The following is a 22,619-nucleotide window of genomic DNA, read 5'->3' as shown; positions in this document are numbered from 1 at the left end:
GCAGCGACATTATGGATGCTCTGTCGTAATCTGGAAATTTACTGCCGACTAACTAGGCTTCGTTACTATCAATGTCATTTATTATTTGACGTAAAAGATCAATCGGATAAGCATATTTAACGCTTCCTACCGGAACTTCTCCTAAGCGCTTGCTTAAATCAACGATGCAAATCTCCTTAGATGGCAAATAATCTTTTATCCAGTGAGAAGCGATAAGCAGCATATCATTCATTTGTGAAATAACACTTCTGTCATGAGTTTTAGTAAATACCACGTCCTGGCAATTCTTGATATACTGTGCAACTGCTTTTTCACTAAAGCCTTCGGCTAAAAAGGTCCTCTCAATTGCAGCTAAAGCAATATGATTAAACTCCTTAAATTCCTTTGCTTTTAAGCCATACATTACAACAGAGTACCGAGTCTGATTATTCATCATAATAACACCCTTATGCCTGTTAAACAAAAACAGATTGGCATGCCATTCATATAATGGCTCCCGCCTCAAAGGTGTAATATCAGTCACTCGAATGTTCAACACGTCTATTAACTTCTTAGTGCATTCTAAAAACATAATGCCTCTCAATTTTTAAAGTCTTTCTGGCCAAATATAACCTAAAAAAGTGTAGCCTTCTTTATCTATTCTCAAATCGTCTATTCGCAGTTCTTCACTTACAGGATAAAGATTAGCTTTTCGTGTATCAATAGAAAGGATATTATTCTTCATACCTCTGACAATTCCTACCTTTGCCCAGTCTTTAGCAAAATTATAGCGAATTACCAATGCTCCAATCCGGGCATCTGAAGGATCGTTTTTTGTAATCCATCCCGCTGCTGCAGAATTTTTTACCCAGTCGCGTACGTTTCCCCTCCAGTTTACACCAGGTTCCGGGACTATTTTATCAAACTCTTTTAGTGCATATGCTGGGGCCCAATACTCTTTAAATCCTTTATATAGTGGTTCTTTACTATTCATTTGTTCTACGAACGAAATCTGATATTTAGCCGGCTCTTTCTCATACTCACTTTTTCGAACTGGCCAGATATACCCCATAAATTTCTTTGTATCCATTCTCAACATGTCTTCATACTTGATTGCCCGTATTGTCACTGTTCCCCAGCCACTCGTTACCTGACTGTTATAGTGAATGCCTTGAAACGTGTATTTCAGACTGCCGGTTATACTGCCAATATTCTGCTCTTCTACAATAATTCGATCTGACAACACTTTTCTTACGATAGCAACATGTCCTCCATCACGTTCAAGCCCCTGCCATTCTGCAATCGCTCCAACCATAACGTCACGTACTGTCGTTTTTACAACCCATCCTGCCGCTTCGGCTTGTATAAGCCAATCATAATTATAATTCAACCAATTAACACCAGGTGAAGGAGCAATTTTTGCAAATTCCTGAGCAGCATATCTGGCACAGATGCCATCGGGTAGGCTATGCCAATCTTCTGCAAATACATTATTAGAAAAACAAATAAAGAACAGCAACGTAAGCAGTACACTTTTCCTCATGATGACATCCGCTCCTATGCCAATGAATATACAGGCAGCCTACTAACTCCACTTTCTCTCGATGTTCTTCTTTTCCTTCTCAATTATCGACTCAAACAGATTAATATTGAGGACATTACAAAGCGAAATCAGCACAATTCCTACATCGGCAATCTCACTTTCTATCGCTTGGTAATTACCAATTCGCGTTCGGTCTATCGTAAGGGAATGATCCTCTTTTCTCAGAGCCTTTGCTAATTCCCCGATTTCTTCAGTCAGCAAAAGCATTTTATCTTTTGCGGTTTGATTATTAAAGCCTCTGAGTTCCAATATCTCTTTAAAATATTCCTGTAATTCATTGACAGTTGCCTCAGTTGTAAGTCCAGTTAGTAATTCCTCTTGTGTTTTAACAGTTTTCATGCTGAATCCTCCACTTATTGAGACAAAAAACGTTTAACCTTACGTTAGGCATTTGGGACACTTGGGGACGGTCCTTTTTGACACTTGGGGACGGTCCTTTTTTGTCAACTTTTAACAGGGTATGGGCAGCATACATTCTAAGTAAAAGTGTAAAATATTATCGCCTTCTCTGCGCGCAGAGCTTAATTTTTGCTGGGACAACAAACCTGTCCCCCTTGTCCCTACCAGAGCGTGCAAATAACCATTTACCTTTGCATCTCTCATAAATTCGATCTTTGCCGGTGTTGAATTACCGTCTCAGCAGCAAAAGACGTTTTTATTAAAAATGCGTTTATTGACAAAAAAGGACCGTCCCCAAGTGTCCATAATAAGGTTTCTCTAATCTAAAAAGAACTCCTGTAAATTACCTTTGAATTTACAGGAGTTTTTTAGCACTATTTTATTATGGCTGCAACCTTACGCTAAACTACTTTTTCCAAGAAGCTTTTTCTATGTTCACTTCCATTACCAAAATAGTTGGTAAGGTACCGTAAGTAGCTATTTCGAGAAATTGCTAAATATATCTTGTGCTATCCCTACTTCTTCATTGGTGGGGATGATGCCAACCTTCACCCGAGAGCGGCTCGAGGAAATAATCCTATCTTTGGCCCCTTTTATATTAGCAGCCTCGTCTAATTCAATTCCGAAATGAGCAAGACTGGTACAAACCTGGTGTCTGATGAGGGAGGAATTCTCCCCAATACCGCCGGTAAAAACCAAATAGTCCAAGCCTCCTAAAATTGCGTAGAAGGCCCCAATATATTTGACAATACTCTCGCAGAATACATCAATTGCCAGCTTTGCCCGTTCATTACCGTCTTTTGCAGCTTCCTCGATATCACGCAGATCATTGCTTATACCGGAAACGCCTAATAATCCGCCCTGCTTGTCAATTCCCTGGAGTATCTCATCGAGAGATACTCCCTGTCCCAACAGATACGGAATGATATAGGCATCTAAATCTCCGGCCCGGTTAGCATGGGGAGTCCCGGTTTGCAGAGAAAAGCCGAAGCTTGTATCTACTGACATACCATCTTGAATAGCACACAGCGAGCCGCTTCCCCCTAAATGACAAGAGATCAGTTTACATTCCCCACCTACCCGCTTTTGCACCTGACGGGCAATGTAACCATGGGAGGCACCGTGAAAGCCAAGACGCTGAATACCGTACTTCGTATACCATTCGTAAGGAATGGCATACATTTTTCTTGCCAAAGGGATCGTCGTGTGGAAGGCGGTCTCGAAAACTCCAACCAGCAGCCTTCCCGGTAAAATTTCTTTGAATTTTTTGATGGCTTCAATGTATGGCGGGTTATGAGCCGGTGCCACACGGTTATATGCTTCCATGGCCGCAATTACTTCACCGGTGAGTTCGTGTATCCCATAATAACCTTTGGCAATGACAGTTTTGAAACCGATCGCTTCCACTGCTTCCATACTTTGTATGGCACCCATTTTCGTATCAGTAAGATATTCCAGAAAGAGATTAATGCCTTCCGTGTAGCCGGGCACGCAAAGTCCGGACATCTCCTCTTTGGCTCCGTTTATATGGTTTTGATAAGTAAATACGGCACTGTCCCGGCTACCTACCCGCTCTATCTTAGCTTCGACCATAATAGTAGGATCGGGCATGTTAAACAGTTTATATTTTAAGGAAGTACTGCCAACATTACATACAAGAATGAGCACCAGAACCACTCTCCTTATTATTGGGTTATTCCAGGGAGCGTTCGCTGAAAGAACTGTTTGTTGTCACGATAAATCACTGCGATCCGGGCATGGTCCAGTAAGTATCCCAGATATGCCAGCATACTTAAATGCAAAACGTAGTATTGCGATAAGCTTTTTATCGTCACAGCTTTTTTTGCGCAAATTTGCGCCAATAAGTCTTCAACAGTAGCGGGCTTGTCAGTCATATTTAAAATAAGGGTTACTATATGATTGATCGACGCCTGGTTTTCGGCAATCAATGGACTGATAGTATCCAGAACAGGCCCATGGGAAGGAACAAAAATAAGCTCCTTGCGGAATTTTAATCTCTCGCAGGTCTGTAAGGCCTGCTCAATATTTGCATGTTTGAGAATACCTTGTTTGTGAATTTGGCCGGAAGTTGCTATGGAGTCGGCACAAAATAACACCTTCTCAACAGCAACCCCGACTTGCCCTAACGTATGCCCGCTTAAATCAACAACTTCTAATGGAAATCCCTCGATCTCTGCTCTGCCGGGTGAAACCGTTCCATGCACTGCAACCTTAGGTGCGTAAAAAAACTTACGCCTAAGCTCTGCTGGCGGATAAGCCCCGCCAAATAAGCTTACAGCCTCCAGTATGGGGGTATTAATTACTCCCTTTTCCACTTCACTGGAATATATCCGGGCCCCCAATTGTTCTGCGAGGCAGCAGGCGCCACCAAAATGGTCGGCGTGAGCATGGGTAATGACTATCCCTTTGAGCTGAAAGTTGCATTCCTCCAATACAACTTTCACCCGGCGGGCAGTTCGCTCATCAAGGCCTGCATCGATCAAGAGTACCTCATCCCGCTCATTTGCAATAACACCTATGTTCAGGATGCCGCTTATATAAAAAACGTTTTTCCGTAACGCAAGCAGTTTCATCCCCTGCCCTACAGCGGTATATTACCATGTTTTCTGCTTGGCGTCGTTTCATGCTTGTTTACCAGCATGGTGAAGGCACTGATGACGGCAGGGCGAGTTTCACTTGGTTCAATAATTCTGTCAATGTATCCCCGCTCCGCTGCCTTGTAAGGAGATGCAAATTCCGCCGCATATTCGGCAATCTTTTCTTTGAGGTTCTCAACACCGCGAAAGATTATATTGGCAGCCCCGGCAGCCCCCATAACAGCGACTTCAGCCGAAGGCCAGGCGATCACCTGGTCAGCGCCCATTTCTTTATTACACATTGCCTTATAAGCTCCGCCATAAGCCTTTCGGGTAATCAGGGTAACTTTGGGTACTGTCGCTTCGGCATAGGCGTAGAGCATTTTTGCCCCATGCCGTATAATGCCGCCATGCTCCTGATCCGAACCTGGCATAAACCCCGGTACATCCTCAAGATTCAGCAGCGGAATGTTAAAGGCATCACAGAACCGGATAAAGCGGGCCGCCTTATCCGATGCATTGATATCCAGGCAGCCGGCCATAAAAGAAGGCTGGTTCGCAATAATACCTACGCTTTGGCCATTCAGCCTCGCTAAGCCGATAATCATATTCCTCGCATAAAGCTCTTTCACTTCATAAAATAATCCATCGTCAACAATCGAATGAATTACCTGTTTCATATCATAGGGCTGGTTAGAATCATCCGGAATTACATGATTAAGCTCCCTATCAGTCCGGTTCGGGGCATCATTTGTTTCCTTTCTCGGAGCGCTATCGAGATTATTGCCTGGCAGAAAGCTTAACAGATCGCGCACCTGACTTAAACAATCCTGATCAGTTTCGGCTGCGAAGTCCGCCACTCCCGACACTGCATTATGCGTCATCGCCCCACCCAAGGCCTCATGGGTAATGGTTTCATTTGTTACCGACTTAACCACCTGCGGCCCGGTAATCATCATTTGGCCTGTGCCTTTCACCATAAAAATAAAATCGGTCAGCGCAGGTGAATATACCGCCCCGCCGGCACTGGGTCCCATGATTACCGATATCTGCGGGATAACTCCGGATGCCCGGGTATTATTGTAGAATATCTTGCCATAGCCGGATAAAGAATCTACTCCCTCCTGGATCCGTGCACCCCCCGAGTCATTGAGACCGATCATGGGTATCCCCGATTTCATCGCCAATTCTTGCACTTTCACAATTTTTGCCGCATGCATCTCACCGAGAGAGCCGCCAAGAACGGTGAAGTCCTGAGCGAACACGGCTACCGGCCTGCCCTCAATTGTGCCGTAGCCAGTGACAACACCATCCCCCAAAGCCTCTGTCTGGGCCATATCAAAATTAGTGCAGCGATGTCGGACAAACTGGTCTATTTCAACGAAGGATCCTGGATCAAGCAATAAATCCAGCCGTTCGCGGGCAGTCATCTTGCCGTTCGCATGTTGCTTCTCGATCCGCTTAACACCGCCTCCCAGCTTAATCATTTCCTGTCTCTTTTTGAAATCCTGAATTTTTTCAAGATTGGTAGCCATACATACACCTCCACATAATGATTTAGCTGATGCCATTTTCCTGCATCATGGAGATTTCCTGAGAGCTATACCCCAACTCTTGCAGAATTTCCCGGCTGTTGGCACCGAGTTCCGGCGCCGGACGGTATTCAACGGAGGTCTCCGACATCCTGACAGGGTTGCCCACGATTTTTATTTTTCCGGCCTTGCTATGTTCTATATCGATGATATCTCCCTTTTGTTGAAGAACCGGATCTGTAAAAATATCGACAGTGGTGCGTATCGGACCGCTGGGAACGCCGGCCTTCGTGAGGATCTCACACCATTTGGCCGTGTCTTTTTTCTGTAGAACAGGCTCCAGGATCTGGTTAAGCTGATCCCGGTTTGCCATGCGGTCCTTATTTTTTAAGTAACGGGGATCATCTTTTAACTGGCCTAGTTCAAGAGCATCGCAAAACTTACCGTATAAAGAGTCATTGCCGCAAGCTATGTCGATATAGCCATCAGACGTAGAGAACATCCGGTAGGGGGCAAATGCCAGATGAGCATTTCCCATACGGGGAGGATTTTGCCCTGTGCCCAAATATTTACTGCCCGGTAAATGAAACAGCGATATCATGGCACTTAACATACTGATATCGATATGCTGCCCCCGGCCGGTCTTATCCCTTTGAATGAGAGAATACAGTATCCCTTGTACGGCATATAAGGCACTCACCAAGTCACAAATCGGGACGGCAACTTTCATGGGCTCTCCATGCGGATCTCCGGTAACCGACATAAACCCCGATTCTCCCTGAATAACGGGATCATATGCTCCTCTTTCGTCGTCACTGCCGTACCCTGAAATAGAGCAATAAATCATGCGGGGATTTCTAGCCACTACGGCTTCGTAGCTAAATCCCAGTCGATTAGCAACACCGGGCCGGAAGTTTTGAACAAATACATCCGCCTGATCAATAAGCCGCCAAACCACTTCTTTGCCTTCCTGACTTTTAAGGTCTAAGGTAATACTTTTTTTATTGCAATTCATCATCATGAACCAAGTGCTTTCACCATTGATAAAAGGTGGTGTCGCCCGCGTGTCATCTCCCTTGCCCGGAGCCTCAATCTTGATCACTTCAGCTCCCATTTCAGCCAAATTTAGTGTACAAACCGGTCCGGCCACTACCCGGGTTAAATCAACCACTTTTATGCCAGTTAACGGTAACATAGGACTTCCATCCTTTCACAGTTTCGTTTTAGCTTGTAGTTCTTAAGCTCGACAAATTGCTCACACTAAAAAAGATGCATCCTCATTAGACTCTGCGTCAGGACTTATTTCCGGAAATAAGTCCTGCTCTATCTTTAGAGATTGCAAAATGCATGCCAAAAAAATGAGGGCTGCCAATACCCGTATTGACAGCCTTCGCAAGATTATTTTGTATTCATTTATTTAAGTAGTTCTAGAACTTTCTAGAAACGCAGAGAACAACGCCTATCCGGATTTCTAGAATTTTCTAGAAACTTATATATTATAGTGGCTGATTTTGTTATACAAAGTAGCCAGAGAAATCCCCAGTGATTTTGCGGCAGCTCTTTTGCCGGCAACCGTTCGTCCGAAGCAATTCAGTGCCCTTATCAACAGCTGCTCTTCACTACTAGCGACTACTTCAGAGAGCAGCCCTGCCTGACTTGTTGGATTATCCTTATAGCGGACAATTCGCTGCAGAAAACTATCCGGCAGACTATTGGCCGCAATCACAGGAGAATCAGTAATACTGGCAAGGAACTTCAGGGTATTCTCAAATTCCCTTACATTTCCCGGCCAGGAGTAACCTCTGAGGATGTCCATCGTTTCGTCAGCTAATGAAATTGATTCCATACCATATTTGTCAGCATTTTCTAAGAAATGCCTTGCCAGTATATCCAGATCACTACTTCTGTCTTTAAGTGGAGGAACTTTTATTTGCGCCACATTTAGCCGATAGTAAAAGTCCCCGCGGAAATTCCCCAATTCCACCATTTTCTCCAGATCGCGATTCGTTGCTGCAATGATCCTCACATCGACAGTACAAGTTTCTGTACTGCCGACTCGCTGATACTGTCCAAGTTGAAGAACCCGTAACAGTTTCGCTTGCAGTTCCAGGTCCATATCACCAATTTCATCCAAAAACAACGTTCCGCTGTCCGCGATCTCAAGTAGTCCCGCTTTACCGGATTTGCTAGCGCCCGTGAAGGCACCCGCCTCATAACCAAACAGTTCACTTTCCAGCAGATTCTTGGGAATGGATGCACAATTAACCACTACAAAGGCGTCTTGCCTGCGCTGACTTTCATTATGAATCGCATGGGCAAAAAGTTCTTTGCCCGTGCCACTTTCACCAATAATTAAGACATTTATATCCGAACCGGCGACCTTACCGGCCAGTTTCTTAGCATTCAGCAACAGCGGACTTTCTCCGATGATATCGGCAAATGTATATTTGGCCTTATGTCCTTCCTTTACGCGGCCAGTTAACGTATTAACCGTTGTCCGGTATTTTCTGAGCCGCTCCACCAGGTTTTGCAGCTCTGTGATGTCTCTTAAAATTGAGACTCCACCTGAAATAACCCCTCTAACAATAATCGGATGACAGTCAACAATATATTCTACCTTTCCGACTTTACGATGAATACCGTACATTGTTTTACCTGAAAAAACAGCCTGCGGCAATTTAGCACTCGGACGAGCCTCACACAAATTTCGGCCAATCATATCTTCGGGAGTAACCCCGGTCAAACGAGTATAAGCAGAATTAATAAACGTAACGGTATTCTCTTTGTCCACAACCATGATTCCGTTATGAATGGCATTGAGAATATCAATAAACCGTTCGGATAACAAAAATTCTTTAAAATAACATTCGACAAGTTGTCCCGCTGACAATGTCTCGTTTTTCCCCTTAATCTCCCGCCGATAGCTGGCCTCCAACTCCTTCAATGTAGCTGTTCCCGGTACACCGCCGGCAAAAGCCGCTAATACTTCTTTCTCGTCCAAAATCCCTTGCTTATCTTCGCTGCCGGGATAGTCAAAATAGAATTTATCCCTGCCACTTTGCAGCAGCAGCAACACAATTTCCTGCAGAGTAGCATTTATATTATGGCATAGATTATCCGTACGATTAATCATAGATTGACCTCCTGACCGGAGCGGATCATTGTATTCAATATCACTTGATCGCCACCTCTTTTTGTTTATTGCACATTATCTCTACGGTGCATATCTCGTGCCAAAAGCTAGGAGGCAAAAAGCATCGCTAAAGGCATGTCGATACAAAAACGCAAGCCTTTGTCCCTTAGCGGTCAGCTTGCGTTTTTTATGCCTGTAGTTTCTACGTTCTACCAAGCCTATGTTTGATTTTCTGCTAAATAAAGCTCCTGGTCTTGGCTGCTGCTTTCCATTCTCGAAATAGTTTCAAACAGCATTTCATAGACCTTGCAAATTTGCATTGCCATCAGTTGACTGCTCTGGAAAGTTCCAGCTTCGCTGGCTGCTGTTGGCAATTCGTCAAAACTGCCATGTTCAATCATCTTGACTACGATGTCCCGGGTTACTTCCCTACAGTTTTCCACTCTTTAGTTCCCCCTCTTTCCGATTTTTCAGTACTGCCGCGCTGCGCTTAAAATTACCTCTACCATTTCTTCATTCTCAGCCAAACAAGCATTTCCTTCGTCTGTATCAATATGCATTTCCGACATAAAATCATCACGTACCCGAATCAAAACATCTTCAAAAACTACGCAGCGTTTGCCCTTAATACGAGCTTTTACAAGGTCCTTATCTTTTACCTTCAGCTCAGCGGCAGTAGCGGTGTCAAGGTGAATGTGACGGGACGCAATAATAACGCCTTCCGAAATTACGACCTGACCTTGAGGGCCTGCAATCGTGACTCCCGGAGTTCCTGCCAGATCCCCCGAATCCCGCACTGGTGGATTTAAGCCTATTTTTCGGGCGTCAGCAGGTGCCAGTTCGATTTGAGTTTGTTGCCGGACAGGCCCTAATATTCGCAATCCATGGATTGCGCCTGTTGAAGTAAAAATATCAACTCGTTCTTCACTGGCGTATTGGCCAGGCTGCCTCAGAGCTTTAACTGGATGAAGAACTGCACCTAGTCCAAACAGCTTCTCAAAATCGCCTAGACTCAAGTGGATGTGGCGGGCTGAAATTCCCAATTTCACTTTGTAAGCCATACCATCAATACCTCCTGTTTATTCTATGAAATTAAACTAGTGCAATATTTATGCCAACACCAAAGCAAACTGAAACAGTAAAACCAAAAAGGGTAAATGACAAATGTCCCCCAAATTAGAGAATTTGCCAATGAGGAAATAGAAAAGTTGTCAAAAAAGGAACGTCCCCAAATGTCCACCCTTACATAAAATGAAGTATTACATTGTTAAAGGGGACAGGAGCATCGACTATACTGTCAATGCTCCTGTCCCCTTAATCACTCTACTATTTATTTCGCACCATCCCTATAGCCTTTCGGTACACGACAATCTCAAACAACCTATTCCGATCTTGAATAATTTGAATTCACCTAAACAAATTCCAAATCAAACACTGAAAAAACTTGTTTCAAACAGTCCCTACATTCCGATCAATACTCCTGGGTAAACAAAAAACACATCCCGCTCTAGAATACGAACCACTCGACCACTTCAGAAAACCTTGACTCTGAAATTGCTGGGCTGATACTAGTTTGCTATAAGGATGGTGCTTACTTAGATAATAACATATTTAGTGCAAATCTTCAAGAAAAATAATAGTCAAATTGTGCTCGAAAAGAGCATTTAGATTGCGTATCAAATCATTTTCTTCGCGCTGCTACCTTATGCCAGACTTCCTTTTCCAAAAAGCTTTTTGCTATGTTTGCTTCCATTTCCAAAAACATTTGATAAGGTACCGTAAATGACAGCATATCAGGCTCGATCATTGGTCGCACGGTAATATCGGTCAAGCCTACCACGGCTCTGGGGTTCTCCTTCTTAGCTTCAGCGTAGGGAAGCAAAAATAGCGATTGACAGCCTGAGCTAAATGGAATCATTACATTTTCCTTGCCTGGCCGGAAATAGTTTGCCAGTACGGTAAGCGCTGACAACTGATCCGTATTCACATAGAATACGACTAGCTCCGGTATATCCTGATGCTGATCGATTTGTGCTAACGGCTTAAATATAACGTACTGATACGGAATATCCGTTATTGGTAAACACTCCACAAATTCTGCACCTAGCTCTGGATTCTTTTTATACCCTTCTCCTTCGAATAAGCCGCTTTTGCCTACTGACAAGAAGTACTCAATTCCTCCCGGGTAATTCGAATAGTGACCAAACCCTAAGCCTACTTTACCACCTTTGCAGCCTGTTGTTTGCCGTTCAAAAACGGCTGTTTTCCCTTTGGCTGCCGCAATCATCAATGGAATTGTACAGCTCCATTGCCCCGCTTTGCTCTGCATTGCCCCTTCAACCTTGTTGTTGCTAAGCAAAACAGCTACTGGTTCATAACGCAGGCTCAATTCTTTTGCCAGGCGGCTTTCCATGTCGTTCCCCCACTTCCTTTATAATTTATCTGCAATTACAGTTGTCACGACAACTATAACTACAAAAACCTATTTAAGGTTATCGTAGATCTGATTCAGCAGCTTCTTCATTTCTGCCACTTTATGCGGTTCCATTCCTGCTGCGGCTTTCGCTAACAGCTGTTTAACTTGGGGGATTAGTTGCTCACGCAAGGCCCAGCCGCTTTCCGTTAAAAACATCTGAAACGCTCTCTTATCCACTGGATGAGCTTTGCGAACAACTAATCCCTTCCTAATTAATTTCTCCAGAATGCGGTTTGTGTTGGGTTTATCTTTAAAAGTCAGATCTGCCAGTTCTTTAGGCGTAATCCCATCTTTTTCCCATAAGCAATTTAATATCGCCCATTGCTCCGGCGTTACATCATGTTCTTTTAAGCGTTGCAGCAATTCATTTTTCAGTTTTGTATTAACTTTATTTAAGATGAATCCGAAGGAGTCATTCAACCTAAAATCCATGTAATCACCATCCTAGTTGTCTTGACAACTATATTATATTCCCACGACAATCAGCCAGTCAATCAGTTTTCACCAAAAGTAAAACAAAACTCCTGCATCACCTGATACAGGAGCCTTGTGGCGTATTAAGAAGAAATCGATTTATCAGCTACCGTTTCAGCCTCTTGCATCTTTTCAGTCTGAATGCTTATCCAAAAAGCAGCACCGGCTGCAGCTATCATATAGATTGCCAGAAGCTGGAGGGCTGGCAGGAAGCTTCCCGTCGCATCCTTAACGTACCCGACACCAAACGGCCCTACAAACCCGCCAAGATTGCCGATCGAGTTAATAAGCGCGATCCCCGCCGCCGATGCAGTACCGGTCAAAAAGCGGGAAGGCAAAATCCAGAAGATCGGGATCATTGCGAAAAAGCCAATAGCAGCTAGCGATAAGCAGGCTATCGTTAATACTGCATTGGTACTAACGAAGGTACTGGCAAACAGGCCCAGGCCTGATAAAAGCATAATCCCGCTTAAATGCCACTTGCGTTCCTGAAAATAATCGGAGCTATAGCCAACAGCTAACATGCCGATTGCAGCACAGACGTAAGGTATTGCACTAATTAAGCCGATTTCGGTGCTGGAATAGTTACCAAGCGTTTTGACAATTTGCGGCAGGAACATGTTCGTGCCGTAATTGCATAAGGCAGTACTCACATAGACAAGCCCCAGCATGAGCACTTTGGGATGCGTAAGTGCTTCCCAAAAACTATATTTGCGAACGGATTCCACCTTTTTATGCTCCTTTTCTATTTCCGCCTGGAGCCATTCCCGCTCGTGAGGCTCCAGCCAGGAAGCATGGGCCGGTTTATCCGTTAAATACCATAGGGTAAATATGCCTAGTAAGACAGATGGAATTCCCTCTAAGATGAACAGCCACTTCCAGCCCGCTATTCCCAGTGTGCCGTTTAAGCTTAGTATCCAGCCGGACAAAGCAGAGCCGATCATCAGGGCAATCGGCTGAGCAAACATGAAGCGGGACAGTACTTTTCCTCTGTGCCGCTCCGGAAACCAGTAAGTTAGATAGTAAACAACGCCAGGGAAAAAGCCAGCCTCAGCAGCTCCTAATAAGAAGCGGGTCATCAGGAAACTGGCGGTGCCTGATACCAGTGACATAGCAGCAGAAATAAGCCCCCACGTTATCATAATCCGCGCGATCCAGATCCGGGCTCCAAACCGTTCAAAAGCCAGGTTACTCGGTACTTCAAAGAGAAAATACCCAATAAAGAAAATGCCTGCACCCCAGCCAAAAATAGTGGCGGTAAACCCTAATTCCTGATTCATGGTCAGCGCGGCAAAGCCAAGATTAGTCCGGTCAATATAGCATAGTAAATAGGCCACAATTAAATAAGGAATCAGTCGCCAGGCCACCTTATTCAAGATTGCTTTTTCTAACATTTGATCGTTCATAATCTTCCCCCTCTTTTAGCTTATTTCCACTATTCTGTTATTTTTAGCAAGAATTAGCTGCATCCCTTACTCTGATTACTTAGACCACACGTTTCTTATATATCGTTGCGCCATTCCCCCCTCCCCAACTCCGAGCAATTTCCTTACCTTAGCCGGCACTGACAGGTTGCCAGTACCGGCGGAGTTGACTAGTTGTGTTCGGGATACAGCAGAACTTTTAGATTATCGGCCCCTTGCTTCATCAGATCCAACCCTTTTTGGGCCTCAGCAAGCGGGTATTTATGGGTGATTACTTTAGCAAATTCCGGATACTTTTCTACCAGCTCTACGGCAGCCGCGAAGTCTTTTTGGGTATAAACCCGGATACCAATCAGGTTAAGCTCGGCAAAGTTGACCCGCAGCAGATCGGTGTACACTGCTTTTTTAAATGAGCTTATGATTACGATCTGCCCACGAATTTTACAGTACTTAGTAGCAGCATCCATCGACGCCTGTACACCGGCAGCTTCAAAAACAATATCTGCTCCATCTGAGTTTGTCAAATTCATGATCAGCTCATGGTCAGGCTGAGGCAGCGCGGTAAAGCCCAGCTCCGTGATAATATTACGCCTAAACTCATTAGGCTCAATGACAATAATATTCTCAGCACCGGCATGCCTGGCAGCTAACGCCACCAGGACGCCAATCGGTCCGCCGCCGATCACTAGTACCTTATCGCCGATTTTTAAGGCCGAGCTGCGGATTGCATGTACAGCTACTGCCACCGGCTCCACGATGGCGCCGTGCTCCATATTCATATTGCCGGGAAGCTTAACTAACTGCTGAACCGGAACCTTGGCATATTCGGTGAATCCCCCATCCGTATCAATTCCGGTAAGCCCCAGTGTTTTGCAGACATGAGTATTGCCGGTTTGGCAAGGCGTACAGTGCTGACAGGAGATCAGCGGATTAATAGTAACCTTATCCCCCACCGCTAAGCTTCCGCTGTACCCTTGGGGCAGCGCTGCTATTTTTCCGGAGAACTCATGCCCCATAATCAGTGGTGCTTTTGCGCGTGGATGCGTCCCGGTATAAATAAACATATCACTGCCGCAAATACCGGCAAAGGCAATTTTGACTAATGCTTCCCCTGCGCCAACACTTGGCTTAGCAAGCTCGGTATATTGAATTTCTTCTTTACCACGATAAAGAATCGCTTTCATCGTTATCCCTCCAACCTTGTTTTCTTTTAACGACTTAGAAAACCGCCATCGACCGGTATGATTGCACCGTTAATATAGTCGGAATAGCTGGAGGCAAGGAAAATAACCGCACCTTGCATATCTTCTCCTGTACCCCATCTGCCGGCCGGAATTCTGGCAAGGATTTGCTCATTTCGAACAGGATCATTGACTAAAGCCGTATTCATAGCCGTATCCATATAGCCAGGGGCAACAGCATTCACATTCACACCCCGTCCCGCCCATTCATTCGCCAGCGCTTTGGTTAGCTGAGCAACGCCTCCCTTGCTTGCTGCATAGGCCGGAACGGTATAACCGCCAAAATAGCTTAACATGGAGGCAACATTAATAATTTTCCCCTGTCCCTGCTCCAGCATTTTTCGTCCTGCCAGCTGACAGAGCAAAAATACAGAGGTCATATTGATCTCGACTACCGCATCCCAATACTCAATGGGAAACTCTTCCGATTTGCTCCTTCTTTGAATACCGGCGCTATTAACAAGAATATCCAGCCTGCCTCCCAGCTTTTCTACCGCCAGATTAAAAGCAGTCTGCAAACTTTCCCGGCTGCCGAGGTCACCCTTAATTCCGTAAGCCATAGTCCCATTAGCAGCCAGTTCTTGTGCTACTTGCGGAACTGAGTCCATAATATCGATGATGGCAACTTCCGCTCCGGCGTCCTGCAGGCCCTGGGCCATCCCCAGCCCCAAACCACTGCCGCCGCCCGTGATAATTGCCTTTTTGCCTGTTAGATCAAAACTTTTTTTCATGTTAACCTTCCTCCTCGTATCTCTTTTGTATAATCAAATCCCCATTTATTTAACCGCATAGTGAGGCGCCTGACCGGAAAGCACTCTGACGACCTCACCTGCACCAATTAGGCCTGTGCGGATCACGCCTTCATGGGTGGCAGCACCGGCATGTGGGGTAACAATAATATTCTTCAGCGTTAGCAGCGGCGAGTTCTCCAGCGGTTCCTTAGCAAAGGTATCTAAGGCCGCTCCGGCAATAATCCCCGATGAAAGGGCCTCATATAAGTCCTCTTCATTGACAAGGTCACCTCGGGCGGTATTAATCAAGAAGGCCGTTTTTTTCATGGTCCTGAGGGTAGTGCGATTAATAATGCCAATAGTCCCCGGAGTCGAAGGAGCATGGAGCGATAAAAAGTCAGCCTGAGCAATTACTTCCGGCAGCGGCAAATAAGTTACACCATAGTTTTTAATGAACTCCGGGTTCGGATAAATATCATAAGCAATGATCTTCATATTAAAGCCGCAAGCCCGCTTTGCCACCTCTCCCCCGATATTTCCCATCCCGACAATGCCCAGCACTTTGCCGCCAACTTCATAGCCGGTTACGCGGTCCCATGAGCCTGCACGAATCGAGCAGTCCATTTGCGGAATGCTGCGGACACACGCTAGCAGTAAGCCAAAGGCCAGCTCGGCCACCGACTGACTATTGGCGCCGGGAGCCACGGTTACCGGGATGCCATACTGTTTGGCAGTACTTACATCGATATTGTTGTACCCGACGCCGTGCTTGGCAATAATCTTTAAGTCGGGAGCACCAGCGGCAATAACTGCGCCAGTAACATCATCATTACCTGCTACCAGTGCATCCACCCCGGCAATCATCTCAACCAGCTCTGCTTCCGTCATGGGACGATCATAGGGATTTAAAATCAGTTCATAACCTTGAGCTTCCAGTATGGCCTTTGCTTCCTTAGAGCGTGAAAATGACCGGGCGGCAATTAATACTTTCTTTGGCATTTGTAACTCCCCCTTTTCTTTATTTCCAAGTTCGCTGGATTTCGGCTATTTCGGCGAACTCATCCTGCAGTTTCCAATAAATCCGCTCATAGAGCGAAAACAACTGACGATATCTTGCATGATTTTCCGCTGCCGGCTGATAGATTTGTTTGATTGTTATGACATTGGAGATGCTGCTGATATCCGGGATCAGCCCAAGTGCGTACATACCTAGAATTGCGGCACCGAAAGCAGCTCCTTCCGGTTCATCCGGTACCATGATCGTCCGGCCAAATACATCCGCCATGATTTGCACCCATTCCGGAGACTGGGTAAAACTGCCGCCGACCCGTATCTCCTCAACATGGCCGGAAACCTCTTCCAGGGCAGTAAAGATGCTGAACATCCGGTAAACAATCCCTTCCAGCGTTGCCCGGATTATATGGCGTTTGCCGTGATTGAGGTTAAGGCCGAATAAAATACCGCGGGCATTGGCATTCCAATAGGGGGCACGCTCACCCGCGAAGAACGGCAGCAAAACCAATCCGTCAGACCCTACCGGTTTCTGAGAGGCATAGCGGCTTAAAATCTCATAGGTATTCAGCCCCAGCTTTTCCGCTACGTGCTGCTCAGGTAAAGCAAATTTATCCCGTACCCACCGTAAGGCAACGCCGCCATTATTAATCGCTCCGCCGAGCACCCAGTATTGGTCAGTGAGGTTATAACACCAGGTGCGTCCTTTGGGGTCAACGCGCGGAGCATCTGTTATTACCCGCACCGCACCGCTGGTGCCGATCGTAGCCGTAAGCTGCCCGGTCTTCACTGCACCTGCACCGACATTCGCCAGCACTCCATCACCGGCGCCAATTACCACCGGTGTTTGTGAATCCAGTCCGAGCTCAGCAGCTACTGCCGGTAGTATTCCTGTCTCAACATGAGTGGTAGGCACGACCGTTGAAAGCTTTTCGTCCGTGATGCCCACAATGGCCAGCAGATCCGTATCCCATTGGCATTTGTGAATGTTATAAAGCCCCGTCCCCGATGCCAGGGACCGATCAACGAGAAACTTGTTACATAACCGGTATAGGATGTATTCCTTGATGGAGATAAACTTAGCGGTTTGCTGAAAGACCTGCGGTTGTTCCTTGCGGAACCAGATGATTTTCGACAACCAATACATAGGATGAACCGGACAGCCCGTACTGGCGTAGATCTGCTGTGCATCTTGCTGCTGCTTTAGCTGCTCACAGTATTGCTGACTCCGGTTATCGGCCCAGATCAATAATCGGCTTATTGCCTGGCCTCGCTCATCTACCGCCACCATTGAATGAAACACGGAGCTAAAAGCGATACCGGCGATATCTTGTGGCAGCAGCTTTGCCTTTATGACTGCTCCACTGACAACTTGCCGGAAGGCCTGATAGATTTCTTCCGCGTCTTGCTCAGCCCAAGCCATCTGTGGCGTATACATGGGATATTCAGTGCTGCAGCTTGCCAAAGCCGTACCATCAGTAAGATAAACAACCGCTCTGCAGCCAGTAGTACCGATATCCACACCGACTATTGCTTTCTTCATGTTGCCTCCTGATCTAGCATAATTTTTAGTTTTAAATTTTAAGTTTTAGATTTTAGATCTAAAATGTGTTAAAAAAAAGAGCTAAGCTCGAGTGTTAAATAACTTTTTGTTTCGAATCTTAGCGTTCATAATATGTGCTTCCAGAGCATTGCGCAACTTCACTTCATCTTCATCCGCCAGTGCAGTAAAGATGAGTTCATGCTCTTGTACCCCCGGAATGATTTCTTCCTTGCTTTGCTGGCCATAAATGTAGTTACCGTAGACGTGAGTACCCAGGTTCTTGTATATTTGAATAATCTTGCTGTTTTCCGTACACGTAACAAGCATCCGGTGAAATTCCTGATCGAGCTGGTAATTTTTTAAGAAATCGCTATAACTGCCAACGTGCTGCGCAATATGCCGATGTTCCTTCAGATTATCCATGAGTCTCTTTTTCAGCTCACTATTCTTCTTCAAGTTTTGGATAATGGTTTTTGCATAATACGTCTCAATCATCAGCCGGATATCCATCAGTTCTTCGATTTCTTCCCACAATAGTTCTTTGACTTTCATCCCTCTACGGGGAACATTTTCTACCAGGCCTTCAATGATCAGCCGGTTAAGCGCTTGCTTAATCGGCGTATCACTAATGCCATAGCGCTCATGCAGTTCGCGAATGATCAATTTTTGTCCTGGCTGTAAGGTTTTCTCGGCTATATCTTTTTTCAAAGCCTCATATGCCACATCAACAAGCGTAAGGCTTTGATAGTGTTTTGTATCCAAATTGCGCCGCCTCCATAACAAAAATAAGTAGTGTGATGATGTCCATATATTCTGCATTGCCAAATATTAGGTTTAAAATCTAATTCCATAAAACTTTAGAATATCCTGCCAGGGAATTTATTTTTTTAATGGACCTTACATGGCAGTTCTTCCCCCAATGCTATATAATTGAACCTGCCAATCTTTATGTTATTCGAGGTGCAGGATGTTTCGTACGATATTTAAGCTTTTAACTTTTTGCTGGCTGACGTTCTTCCCCTTTACCGGTATCTTATATTTACTCTATATTGATTCTCCAGAGAAATTCCCCATGCTTGCTTTCCATAAAGCGGCAATTTTATTTGCTGAGCTGCTTTCTGCTTTTATCGCTTATGCGGCATACTTGAGTTTTAAAAACAGCCGCAGTGATTTTTTGCGTTATGTATCGCTGGGTTACATTGGCTTCGTTACAATTTATGCTTTCCATGGTATTCTTACCGATCATTCCACGCACAACCTGGCGCAATTTATTATCTTTGGTCCCATTTCCAGACTCATCATGTCTGGCTATCTTTTTTTCGGCCTTTCCCGGCTGCAGGTTCTGCCTGAAGAAGCAGTAACCACACCCAAGAATCTTTTCTGGCCTCATTTCCTCTTATTTTTCGGGATAGTCGCATTTGCTGCCATTTACACCCATACCAGCGGCTCTGTTCCGCTTATTCATATCAAATACATCGAGTTGGCAGCCATCCTGATTTCGCTTTGTTCTATCGGCAAAATCGTTCTGTTACCAGCCCGCAGTTATATTATGAAATTCCATTTGGCTGCTCAGTTTTTATTTGTTCAGGCCTCTACTGCCTTCCTGCTTACTACTCCCTGGACTTCCTTGTGGTGGTTCGCCCATCTGATCTCAGGCACCGGTTTCTTGCTGTTAGGTTATGCGATTGTTGTCAGTTACGAAAAAACTAACTCTTTAGCAGTTGTCTATGATGAAACCATTCTCCATAACCTGCTTAATCGCATCATTGACAATTCCCCCATCGGCATACTGGTAGCCGATGCTGCGCTCAGCTCGGTACGTTCCAACAAAGAACTGTCGCGTATTTTAAAAAGCGATAAGCATAGGATTGATCCCCGCAGCCTCTTTACCAGCATGAAACTGGATGCGACCGCATTAGCTTCACTGCATGCCGGCAATGTTGTCGAATGTTCCTTTCAAGTCACTTCAGGCGAGTGCAAACAATACCTGGAAGCAAAAGTCACCATGATAACTGATAAACATGCCGACTGCTACCTGGTCATCCTGGCAGACGTAACGGAAAAACATCTTGCCTCTGAGAGAGTCAATTACCTGGCTAAGCACGATGCTCTCACCGGCTTAGCAAATCGCACACTATTCCATGAACGGCTTTTTGAGGAGCTTGCCAAGCCTGACGGCACTCCTTGTGCATTACTCTTCATTGATCTTGATGGATTTAAAAAGATAAATGATACATATGGACATGACGCCGGTGATATTGTACTGAAAACAGTGGCACAAAGGCTGAACGCTTGTATTGGTAAAACCAATACCATTGCACGTATGGGTGGTGATGAATTCACCATTATTTTGACCGATGTCACCAGCAGGTGTGAAATTCAAACAATTGCCGAGACCATTATTGAAGCATTAGCAAAACCAATTGCGCTGACAGGTAAACAAGTAGCGGTCACCAGCAGCATTGGCATCAGCATTGCTCCCTTAGATGGTACAGAAGCAGATATCTTGGTAACGAAGGCTGACTCCGCCATGTATACGGCGAAGCACAATGGCAAAAACGGCTATTCCTTTCATCAGTCATCTGGTGAGGCTTATTGATATTCCAGCACTAATCCCACCCCAACCTCTTCAACCTTTGCAATTTGGGCCAGACTTATTTTCGAATGCAGGTCCGTACAATGGCAGGCGTGAATACTGCAAGGCTGACATTTCTTAAAATATGCAACAGTATTGCTAAGCTTATCTGGTGCAGGATTTAGCAGATGAAAACCACCAATAACATCATAAACGCGGTTTTCCTTGCACACTTTTTTCGCGTATTCGATAATATTGCAAATCCCCGCATGGGAGCATCCTGTGATGATTACCAGCCCTTGTTCAGACACATAGACAAGCGCAGAATCATCCAGCACAGTATCCACTTCCCAGGCGCCATTGCGCAATACCTGACCTATTGCATTGCCTGCTTCGAACGAGTGAATCCTGTCAATTTCTCCTAAGAATACAAGCTGAGGAGTCAACCAAACAGGATCTTTACTAAACTTGACGGAGAAAGTTTTCTGTAATTGATCGCCGGTAAGCATTGCGCCCACATTGATTCCATCCACATTTTTATCTAGGAATGCATCCGGGTGTGCCAGTAATGTCGGCTTGCCAGCTTCATAGCCTTCATAGGCTGCTTCATTAAACAACCTGACTAACGCCCCTAAGCCCCAAGTGTGGTCATTATGCCCATGCGATATAATAACCCCATCCAAAGTTAAAAGATTAATTCCCATCTTGGTGGCATTTTGCAGAAAAATATCCGAATATCCGGTATCAAATAAGTAGCGCTTATCTCCGCTTTCGATCAAATACGCTACTCCCGGTTCAGCATAAAAATACCGGTCAATCATTGTATTATTATCAACTAGCACCGTTAGCTTCATAATTCTCCTCCACCGTGCGCTCTTTCCTTAAGTTATTGTACTCGCTACAAACAAACTCCTGCCCAAATTGCCAGGGCCGTTTACAATAGCCAGAAATAAAAAAGAAATAACCGCCCCTGCCAAGATAGCGATTATTTCTATAGCTAGACTACCTGCCGGCTGACGTGTTAACGCACGTCAGCCTTTTCTCATATTATATCTGAGCATAATAATATGCAGCGTTTTACAGTACGAGTATTTATATCGTCCGCAGCGTGCCACCGTCAATAACATGTTCACAGCCGGTGATATAAGAAGCACGATCGGATGCTAAGAAAGTAACCAGTTCGGCCACTTCCTCGGGGTGTCCCGGCCGGCCGAGGGGAATACCGCCAAGTGATGCCATCATTTCCTGTCTTGCATTGTCATAATCGATACCCGAATGCTCGGCCAGCCGCTGTATAAGGCGCTCCGCCGCTTTCGTCTCGATAAATCCGGGAGCAACCGTATTGACACGGATTCCATAGGGTGCCATTTGATTAGCCAGGCCCTTGCTGTAGTTTGTCAAAGCAGCTTTGGCAGCTGAATACGCCAGCGTTTCCGTAGCCGGAAAGCGCCGGCGAATTGATGTGATATGAATAATAACGCCAAACCGGTTCTCGATCATTGCCGGTAAAAATGCCCGGTCCAGACGGACAGCAGCAAATAAATTAGCGTTAAATACCTGCATCCAATCCTCATCCTTCATCGCCAAAGCCCCACCTGCAGGCGCGGAAGAACCGCCAACATTGTTAATGACTATATCAACACTGCCCAGCTGCTCGTGCACTCCATTTACTACGGTATCAATTCCATCCTTCTTGCTGATATCCGCCTGAATAAAACGTACTGCTGGCAGTATTACCTCAGGGACAGTACGGGCCGTTGTGATAACTGTTGCCCCGGCGTTGGCAAGACGCTTCACAATAGCCTCGCCCATTCCTTTTGTCCCGCCGGTAACTAAAACTCGCTTACCGCTGAATTCTGTATGATCAATCGTTATATTCGCCATTCATGCAGCCTCCTTTT

21 protein-coding genes are annotated in these 22,619 nt (G+C 45.3%); 1 reads left to right on the top strand and 20 read right to left on the bottom strand.

Annotated features, from left to right (window positions below; translation table 11 throughout):
• Window positions 1–52: 52 nt before the first annotated feature.
• From EV210_RS11360 to EV210_RS11275, 18 genes are all read right to left on the bottom strand, one after another.
• Window positions 53–571, bottom strand: a complete 519-nt coding sequence (locus EV210_RS11360) for a DUF6933 domain-containing protein (protein WP_424218038.1) — start codon at window positions 569–571, stop codon at window positions 53–55.
• Between the two features lie 15 nt (window positions 572–586).
• Window positions 587–1,522, bottom strand: a complete 936-nt coding sequence (locus tag EV210_RS11355; RefSeq protein WP_132080241.1) for a CHAP domain-containing protein — start codon at window positions 1,520–1,522, stop codon at window positions 587–589.
• Between the two features lie 42 nt (window positions 1,523–1,564).
• A complete protein-coding gene (locus tag EV210_RS11350) occupies window positions 1,565–1,921 on the bottom strand; it encodes a MazG nucleotide pyrophosphohydrolase domain-containing protein (RefSeq protein WP_132080238.1) in 357 nt (118 codons plus the stop codon).
• Between the two features lie 537 nt (window positions 1,922–2,458).
• Window positions 2,459–3,649: an acetate/propionate family kinase gene (locus tag EV210_RS11345; protein ID WP_165898879.1), complete on the bottom strand. Its 1,191-nt coding sequence runs from the start codon at window positions 3,647–3,649 to the stop codon at window positions 2,459–2,461.
• A 17-nt stretch (window positions 3,650–3,666) separates the two neighbouring features.
• On the bottom strand, window positions 3,667–4,575 hold the full coding sequence (locus EV210_RS11340; protein WP_132080232.1) for an MBL fold metallo-hydrolase: 909 nt from the start codon (window positions 4,573–4,575) through the stop codon (window positions 3,667–3,669).
• An 8-nt stretch (window positions 4,576–4,583) separates the two neighbouring features.
• The gene (locus EV210_RS11335) at window positions 4,584–6,113 is read right to left on the bottom strand and encodes an acyl-CoA carboxylase subunit beta (protein ID WP_132080229.1); all 1,530 of its coding nucleotides are present in this window, start codon (window positions 6,111–6,113) and stop codon (window positions 4,584–4,586) included.
• Window positions 6,114–6,135: 22 nt separating this feature from the next.
• Window positions 6,136–7,305 carry a CaiB/BaiF CoA transferase family protein gene (locus EV210_RS11330; protein WP_132080226.1) on the bottom strand — a complete coding sequence of 390 codons (1,170 nt, stop codon included), beginning with the start codon at window positions 7,303–7,305 and terminating at the stop codon, window positions 6,136–6,138.
• A 294-nt stretch (window positions 7,306–7,599) separates the two neighbouring features.
• A complete protein-coding gene (locus EV210_RS11325; RefSeq protein ID WP_132080223.1) occupies window positions 7,600–9,243 on the bottom strand; it encodes a sigma-54 interaction domain-containing protein in 1,644 nt (547 codons plus the stop codon).
• 218 nt (window positions 9,244–9,461) lie between these two features.
• On the bottom strand, window positions 9,462–9,686 hold the full coding sequence (locus EV210_RS11320) for a hypothetical protein (RefSeq protein WP_132080219.1): 225 nt from the start codon (window positions 9,684–9,686) through the stop codon (window positions 9,462–9,464).
• 27 nt (window positions 9,687–9,713) lie between these two features.
• The gene (gene pduL, locus EV210_RS11315; RefSeq protein WP_132080216.1) at window positions 9,714–10,304 is read right to left on the bottom strand and encodes a phosphate propanoyltransferase; all 591 of its coding nucleotides are present in this window, start codon (window positions 10,302–10,304) and stop codon (window positions 9,714–9,716) included.
• A 620-nt stretch (window positions 10,305–10,924) separates the two neighbouring features.
• Window positions 10,925–11,656, bottom strand: coding sequence for a DUF169 domain-containing protein (locus EV210_RS11310; RefSeq protein ID WP_132080213.1), 732 nt, complete (start codon window positions 11,654–11,656; stop codon window positions 10,925–10,927).
• A gap of 69 nt (window positions 11,657–11,725) precedes the next feature.
• Window positions 11,726–12,151 carry a MarR family winged helix-turn-helix transcriptional regulator gene (locus tag EV210_RS11305; RefSeq protein ID WP_132080210.1) on the bottom strand — a complete coding sequence of 142 codons (426 nt, stop codon included), beginning with the start codon at window positions 12,149–12,151 and terminating at the stop codon, window positions 11,726–11,728.
• Window positions 12,152–12,276: 125 nt separating this feature from the next.
• A complete protein-coding gene (locus EV210_RS11300; protein ID WP_132080207.1) occupies window positions 12,277–13,599 on the bottom strand; it encodes an MFS transporter in 1,323 nt (440 codons plus the stop codon).
• 188 nt (window positions 13,600–13,787) lie between these two features.
• Window positions 13,788–14,801 carry a zinc-dependent alcohol dehydrogenase gene (locus tag EV210_RS11295; protein WP_132080204.1) on the bottom strand — a complete coding sequence of 338 codons (1,014 nt, stop codon included), beginning with the start codon at window positions 14,799–14,801 and terminating at the stop codon, window positions 13,788–13,790.
• Window positions 14,802–14,827: 26 nt separating this feature from the next.
• Window positions 14,828–15,589: an SDR family oxidoreductase gene (locus EV210_RS11290; protein ID WP_132080201.1), complete on the bottom strand. Its 762-nt coding sequence runs from the start codon at window positions 15,587–15,589 to the stop codon at window positions 14,828–14,830.
• Between the two features lie 45 nt (window positions 15,590–15,634).
• Entirely contained in the window at window positions 15,635–16,588 is a 954-nt protein-coding gene (locus EV210_RS11285) for a phosphoglycerate dehydrogenase (protein ID WP_132080198.1), read from the bottom strand.
• 19 nt (window positions 16,589–16,607) lie between these two features.
• Window positions 16,608–18,143 carry a gluconokinase gene (locus EV210_RS11280; protein WP_132080195.1) on the bottom strand — a complete coding sequence of 512 codons (1,536 nt, stop codon included), beginning with the start codon at window positions 18,141–18,143 and terminating at the stop codon, window positions 16,608–16,610.
• Window positions 18,144–18,224: 81 nt separating this feature from the next.
• A complete protein-coding gene (locus EV210_RS11275; protein ID WP_165898878.1) occupies window positions 18,225–18,905 on the bottom strand; it encodes a GntR family transcriptional regulator in 681 nt (226 codons plus the stop codon).
• A 205-nt stretch (window positions 18,906–19,110) separates the two neighbouring features.
• On the opposite strand from EV210_RS11275, the gene EV210_RS11270 reads away from it, so the two are divergent.
• The gene (locus EV210_RS11270) at window positions 19,111–20,742 is read left to right on the top strand and encodes a GGDEF domain-containing protein (protein WP_132080189.1); all 1,632 of its coding nucleotides are present in this window, start codon (window positions 19,111–19,113) and stop codon (window positions 20,740–20,742) included.
• On the opposite strand, the gene EV210_RS11265 is transcribed toward EV210_RS11270, so the two are convergent.
• Both EV210_RS11265 and EV210_RS11260 read right to left on the bottom strand, forming a co-directional pair.
• On the bottom strand, window positions 20,736–21,572 hold the full coding sequence (locus EV210_RS11265; RefSeq protein ID WP_132080186.1) for an MBL fold metallo-hydrolase: 837 nt from the start codon (window positions 21,570–21,572) through the stop codon (window positions 20,736–20,738). The genes EV210_RS11270 and EV210_RS11265 overlap by 7 nt on opposite strands.
• Before the next feature lie 238 nt (window positions 21,573–21,810).
• Window positions 21,811–22,602 carry an SDR family oxidoreductase gene (locus EV210_RS11260; RefSeq protein WP_132080183.1) on the bottom strand — a complete coding sequence of 264 codons (792 nt, stop codon included), beginning with the start codon at window positions 22,600–22,602 and terminating at the stop codon, window positions 21,811–21,813.
• Between the last annotated feature and the right edge of the window lie 17 nt (window positions 22,603–22,619).

This window comes from Anaerospora hongkongensis, from assembly GCF_004339805.1.
GTDB classification, from domain to species: Bacteria; Bacillota; Negativicutes; order Sporomusales; family DSM-15969; genus Anaerospora; species Anaerospora hongkongensis.
This window is presented reverse-complemented; position numbering and strand designations above follow the sequence as displayed.

Excerpts from the sequence above, each read along its gene's own strand:
- EV210_RS11360 (WP_424218038.1), bottom strand. The coding sequence starts at position 571 with ATGTTTTTAGAATGCACTAAGAAGTTAATAGACGTGTTGAACATTCGA.
- EV210_RS11355 (WP_132080241.1), bottom strand. The coding sequence starts at position 1,522 with ATGAGGAAAAGTGTACTGCTTACGTTGCTGTTCTTTATTTGTTTTTCT.
- EV210_RS11350 (WP_132080238.1), bottom strand. The coding sequence starts at position 1,921 with ATGAAAACTGTTAAAACACAAGAGGAATTACTAACTGGACTTACAACT.
- EV210_RS11340 (WP_132080232.1), bottom strand. The coding sequence starts at position 4,575 with ATGAAACTGCTTGCGTTACGGAAAAACGTTTTTTATATAAGCGGCATC.
- EV210_RS11335 (WP_132080229.1), bottom strand. The coding sequence starts at position 6,113 with ATGGCTACCAATCTTGAAAAAATTCAGGATTTCAAAAAGAGACAGGAA.
- EV210_RS11330 (WP_132080226.1), bottom strand. The coding sequence starts at position 7,305 with ATGTTACCGTTAACTGGCATAAAAGTGGTTGATTTAACCCGGGTAGTG.
- EV210_RS11325 (WP_132080223.1), bottom strand. The coding sequence starts at position 9,243 with ATGATTAATCGTACGGATAATCTATGCCATAATATAAATGCTACTCTG.
- pduL (WP_132080216.1), bottom strand. The coding sequence starts at position 10,304 with ATGGCTTACAAAGTGAAATTGGGAATTTCAGCCCGCCACATCCACTTG.
- EV210_RS11310 (WP_132080213.1), bottom strand. The coding sequence starts at position 11,656 with ATGGAAAGCCGCCTGGCAAAAGAATTGAGCCTGCGTTATGAACCAGTA.
- EV210_RS11305 (WP_132080210.1), bottom strand. The coding sequence starts at position 12,151 with ATGGATTTTAGGTTGAATGACTCCTTCGGATTCATCTTAAATAAAGTT.
- EV210_RS11300 (WP_132080207.1), bottom strand. The coding sequence starts at position 13,599 with ATGAACGATCAAATGTTAGAAAAAGCAATCTTGAATAAGGTGGCCTGG.
- EV210_RS11295 (WP_132080204.1), bottom strand. The coding sequence starts at position 14,801 with ATGAAAGCGATTCTTTATCGTGGTAAAGAAGAAATTCAATATACCGAG.
- EV210_RS11290 (WP_132080201.1), bottom strand. The coding sequence starts at position 15,589 with ATGAAAAAAAGTTTTGATCTAACAGGCAAAAAGGCAATTATCACGGGC.
- EV210_RS11285 (WP_132080198.1), bottom strand. The coding sequence starts at position 16,588 with ATGCCAAAGAAAGTATTAATTGCCGCCCGGTCATTTTCACGCTCTAAG.
- EV210_RS11280 (WP_132080195.1), bottom strand. The coding sequence starts at position 18,143 with ATGAAGAAAGCAATAGTCGGTGTGGATATCGGTACTACTGGCTGCAGA.
- EV210_RS11270 (WP_132080189.1), top strand. The coding sequence starts at position 19,111 with ATGTTTCGTACGATATTTAAGCTTTTAACTTTTTGCTGGCTGACGTTC.
- EV210_RS11265 (WP_132080186.1), bottom strand. The coding sequence starts at position 21,572 with ATGAAGCTAACGGTGCTAGTTGATAATAATACAATGATTGACCGGTAT.
- EV210_RS11260 (WP_132080183.1), bottom strand. The coding sequence starts at position 22,602 with ATGGCGAATATAACGATTGATCATACAGAATTCAGCGGTAAGCGAGTT.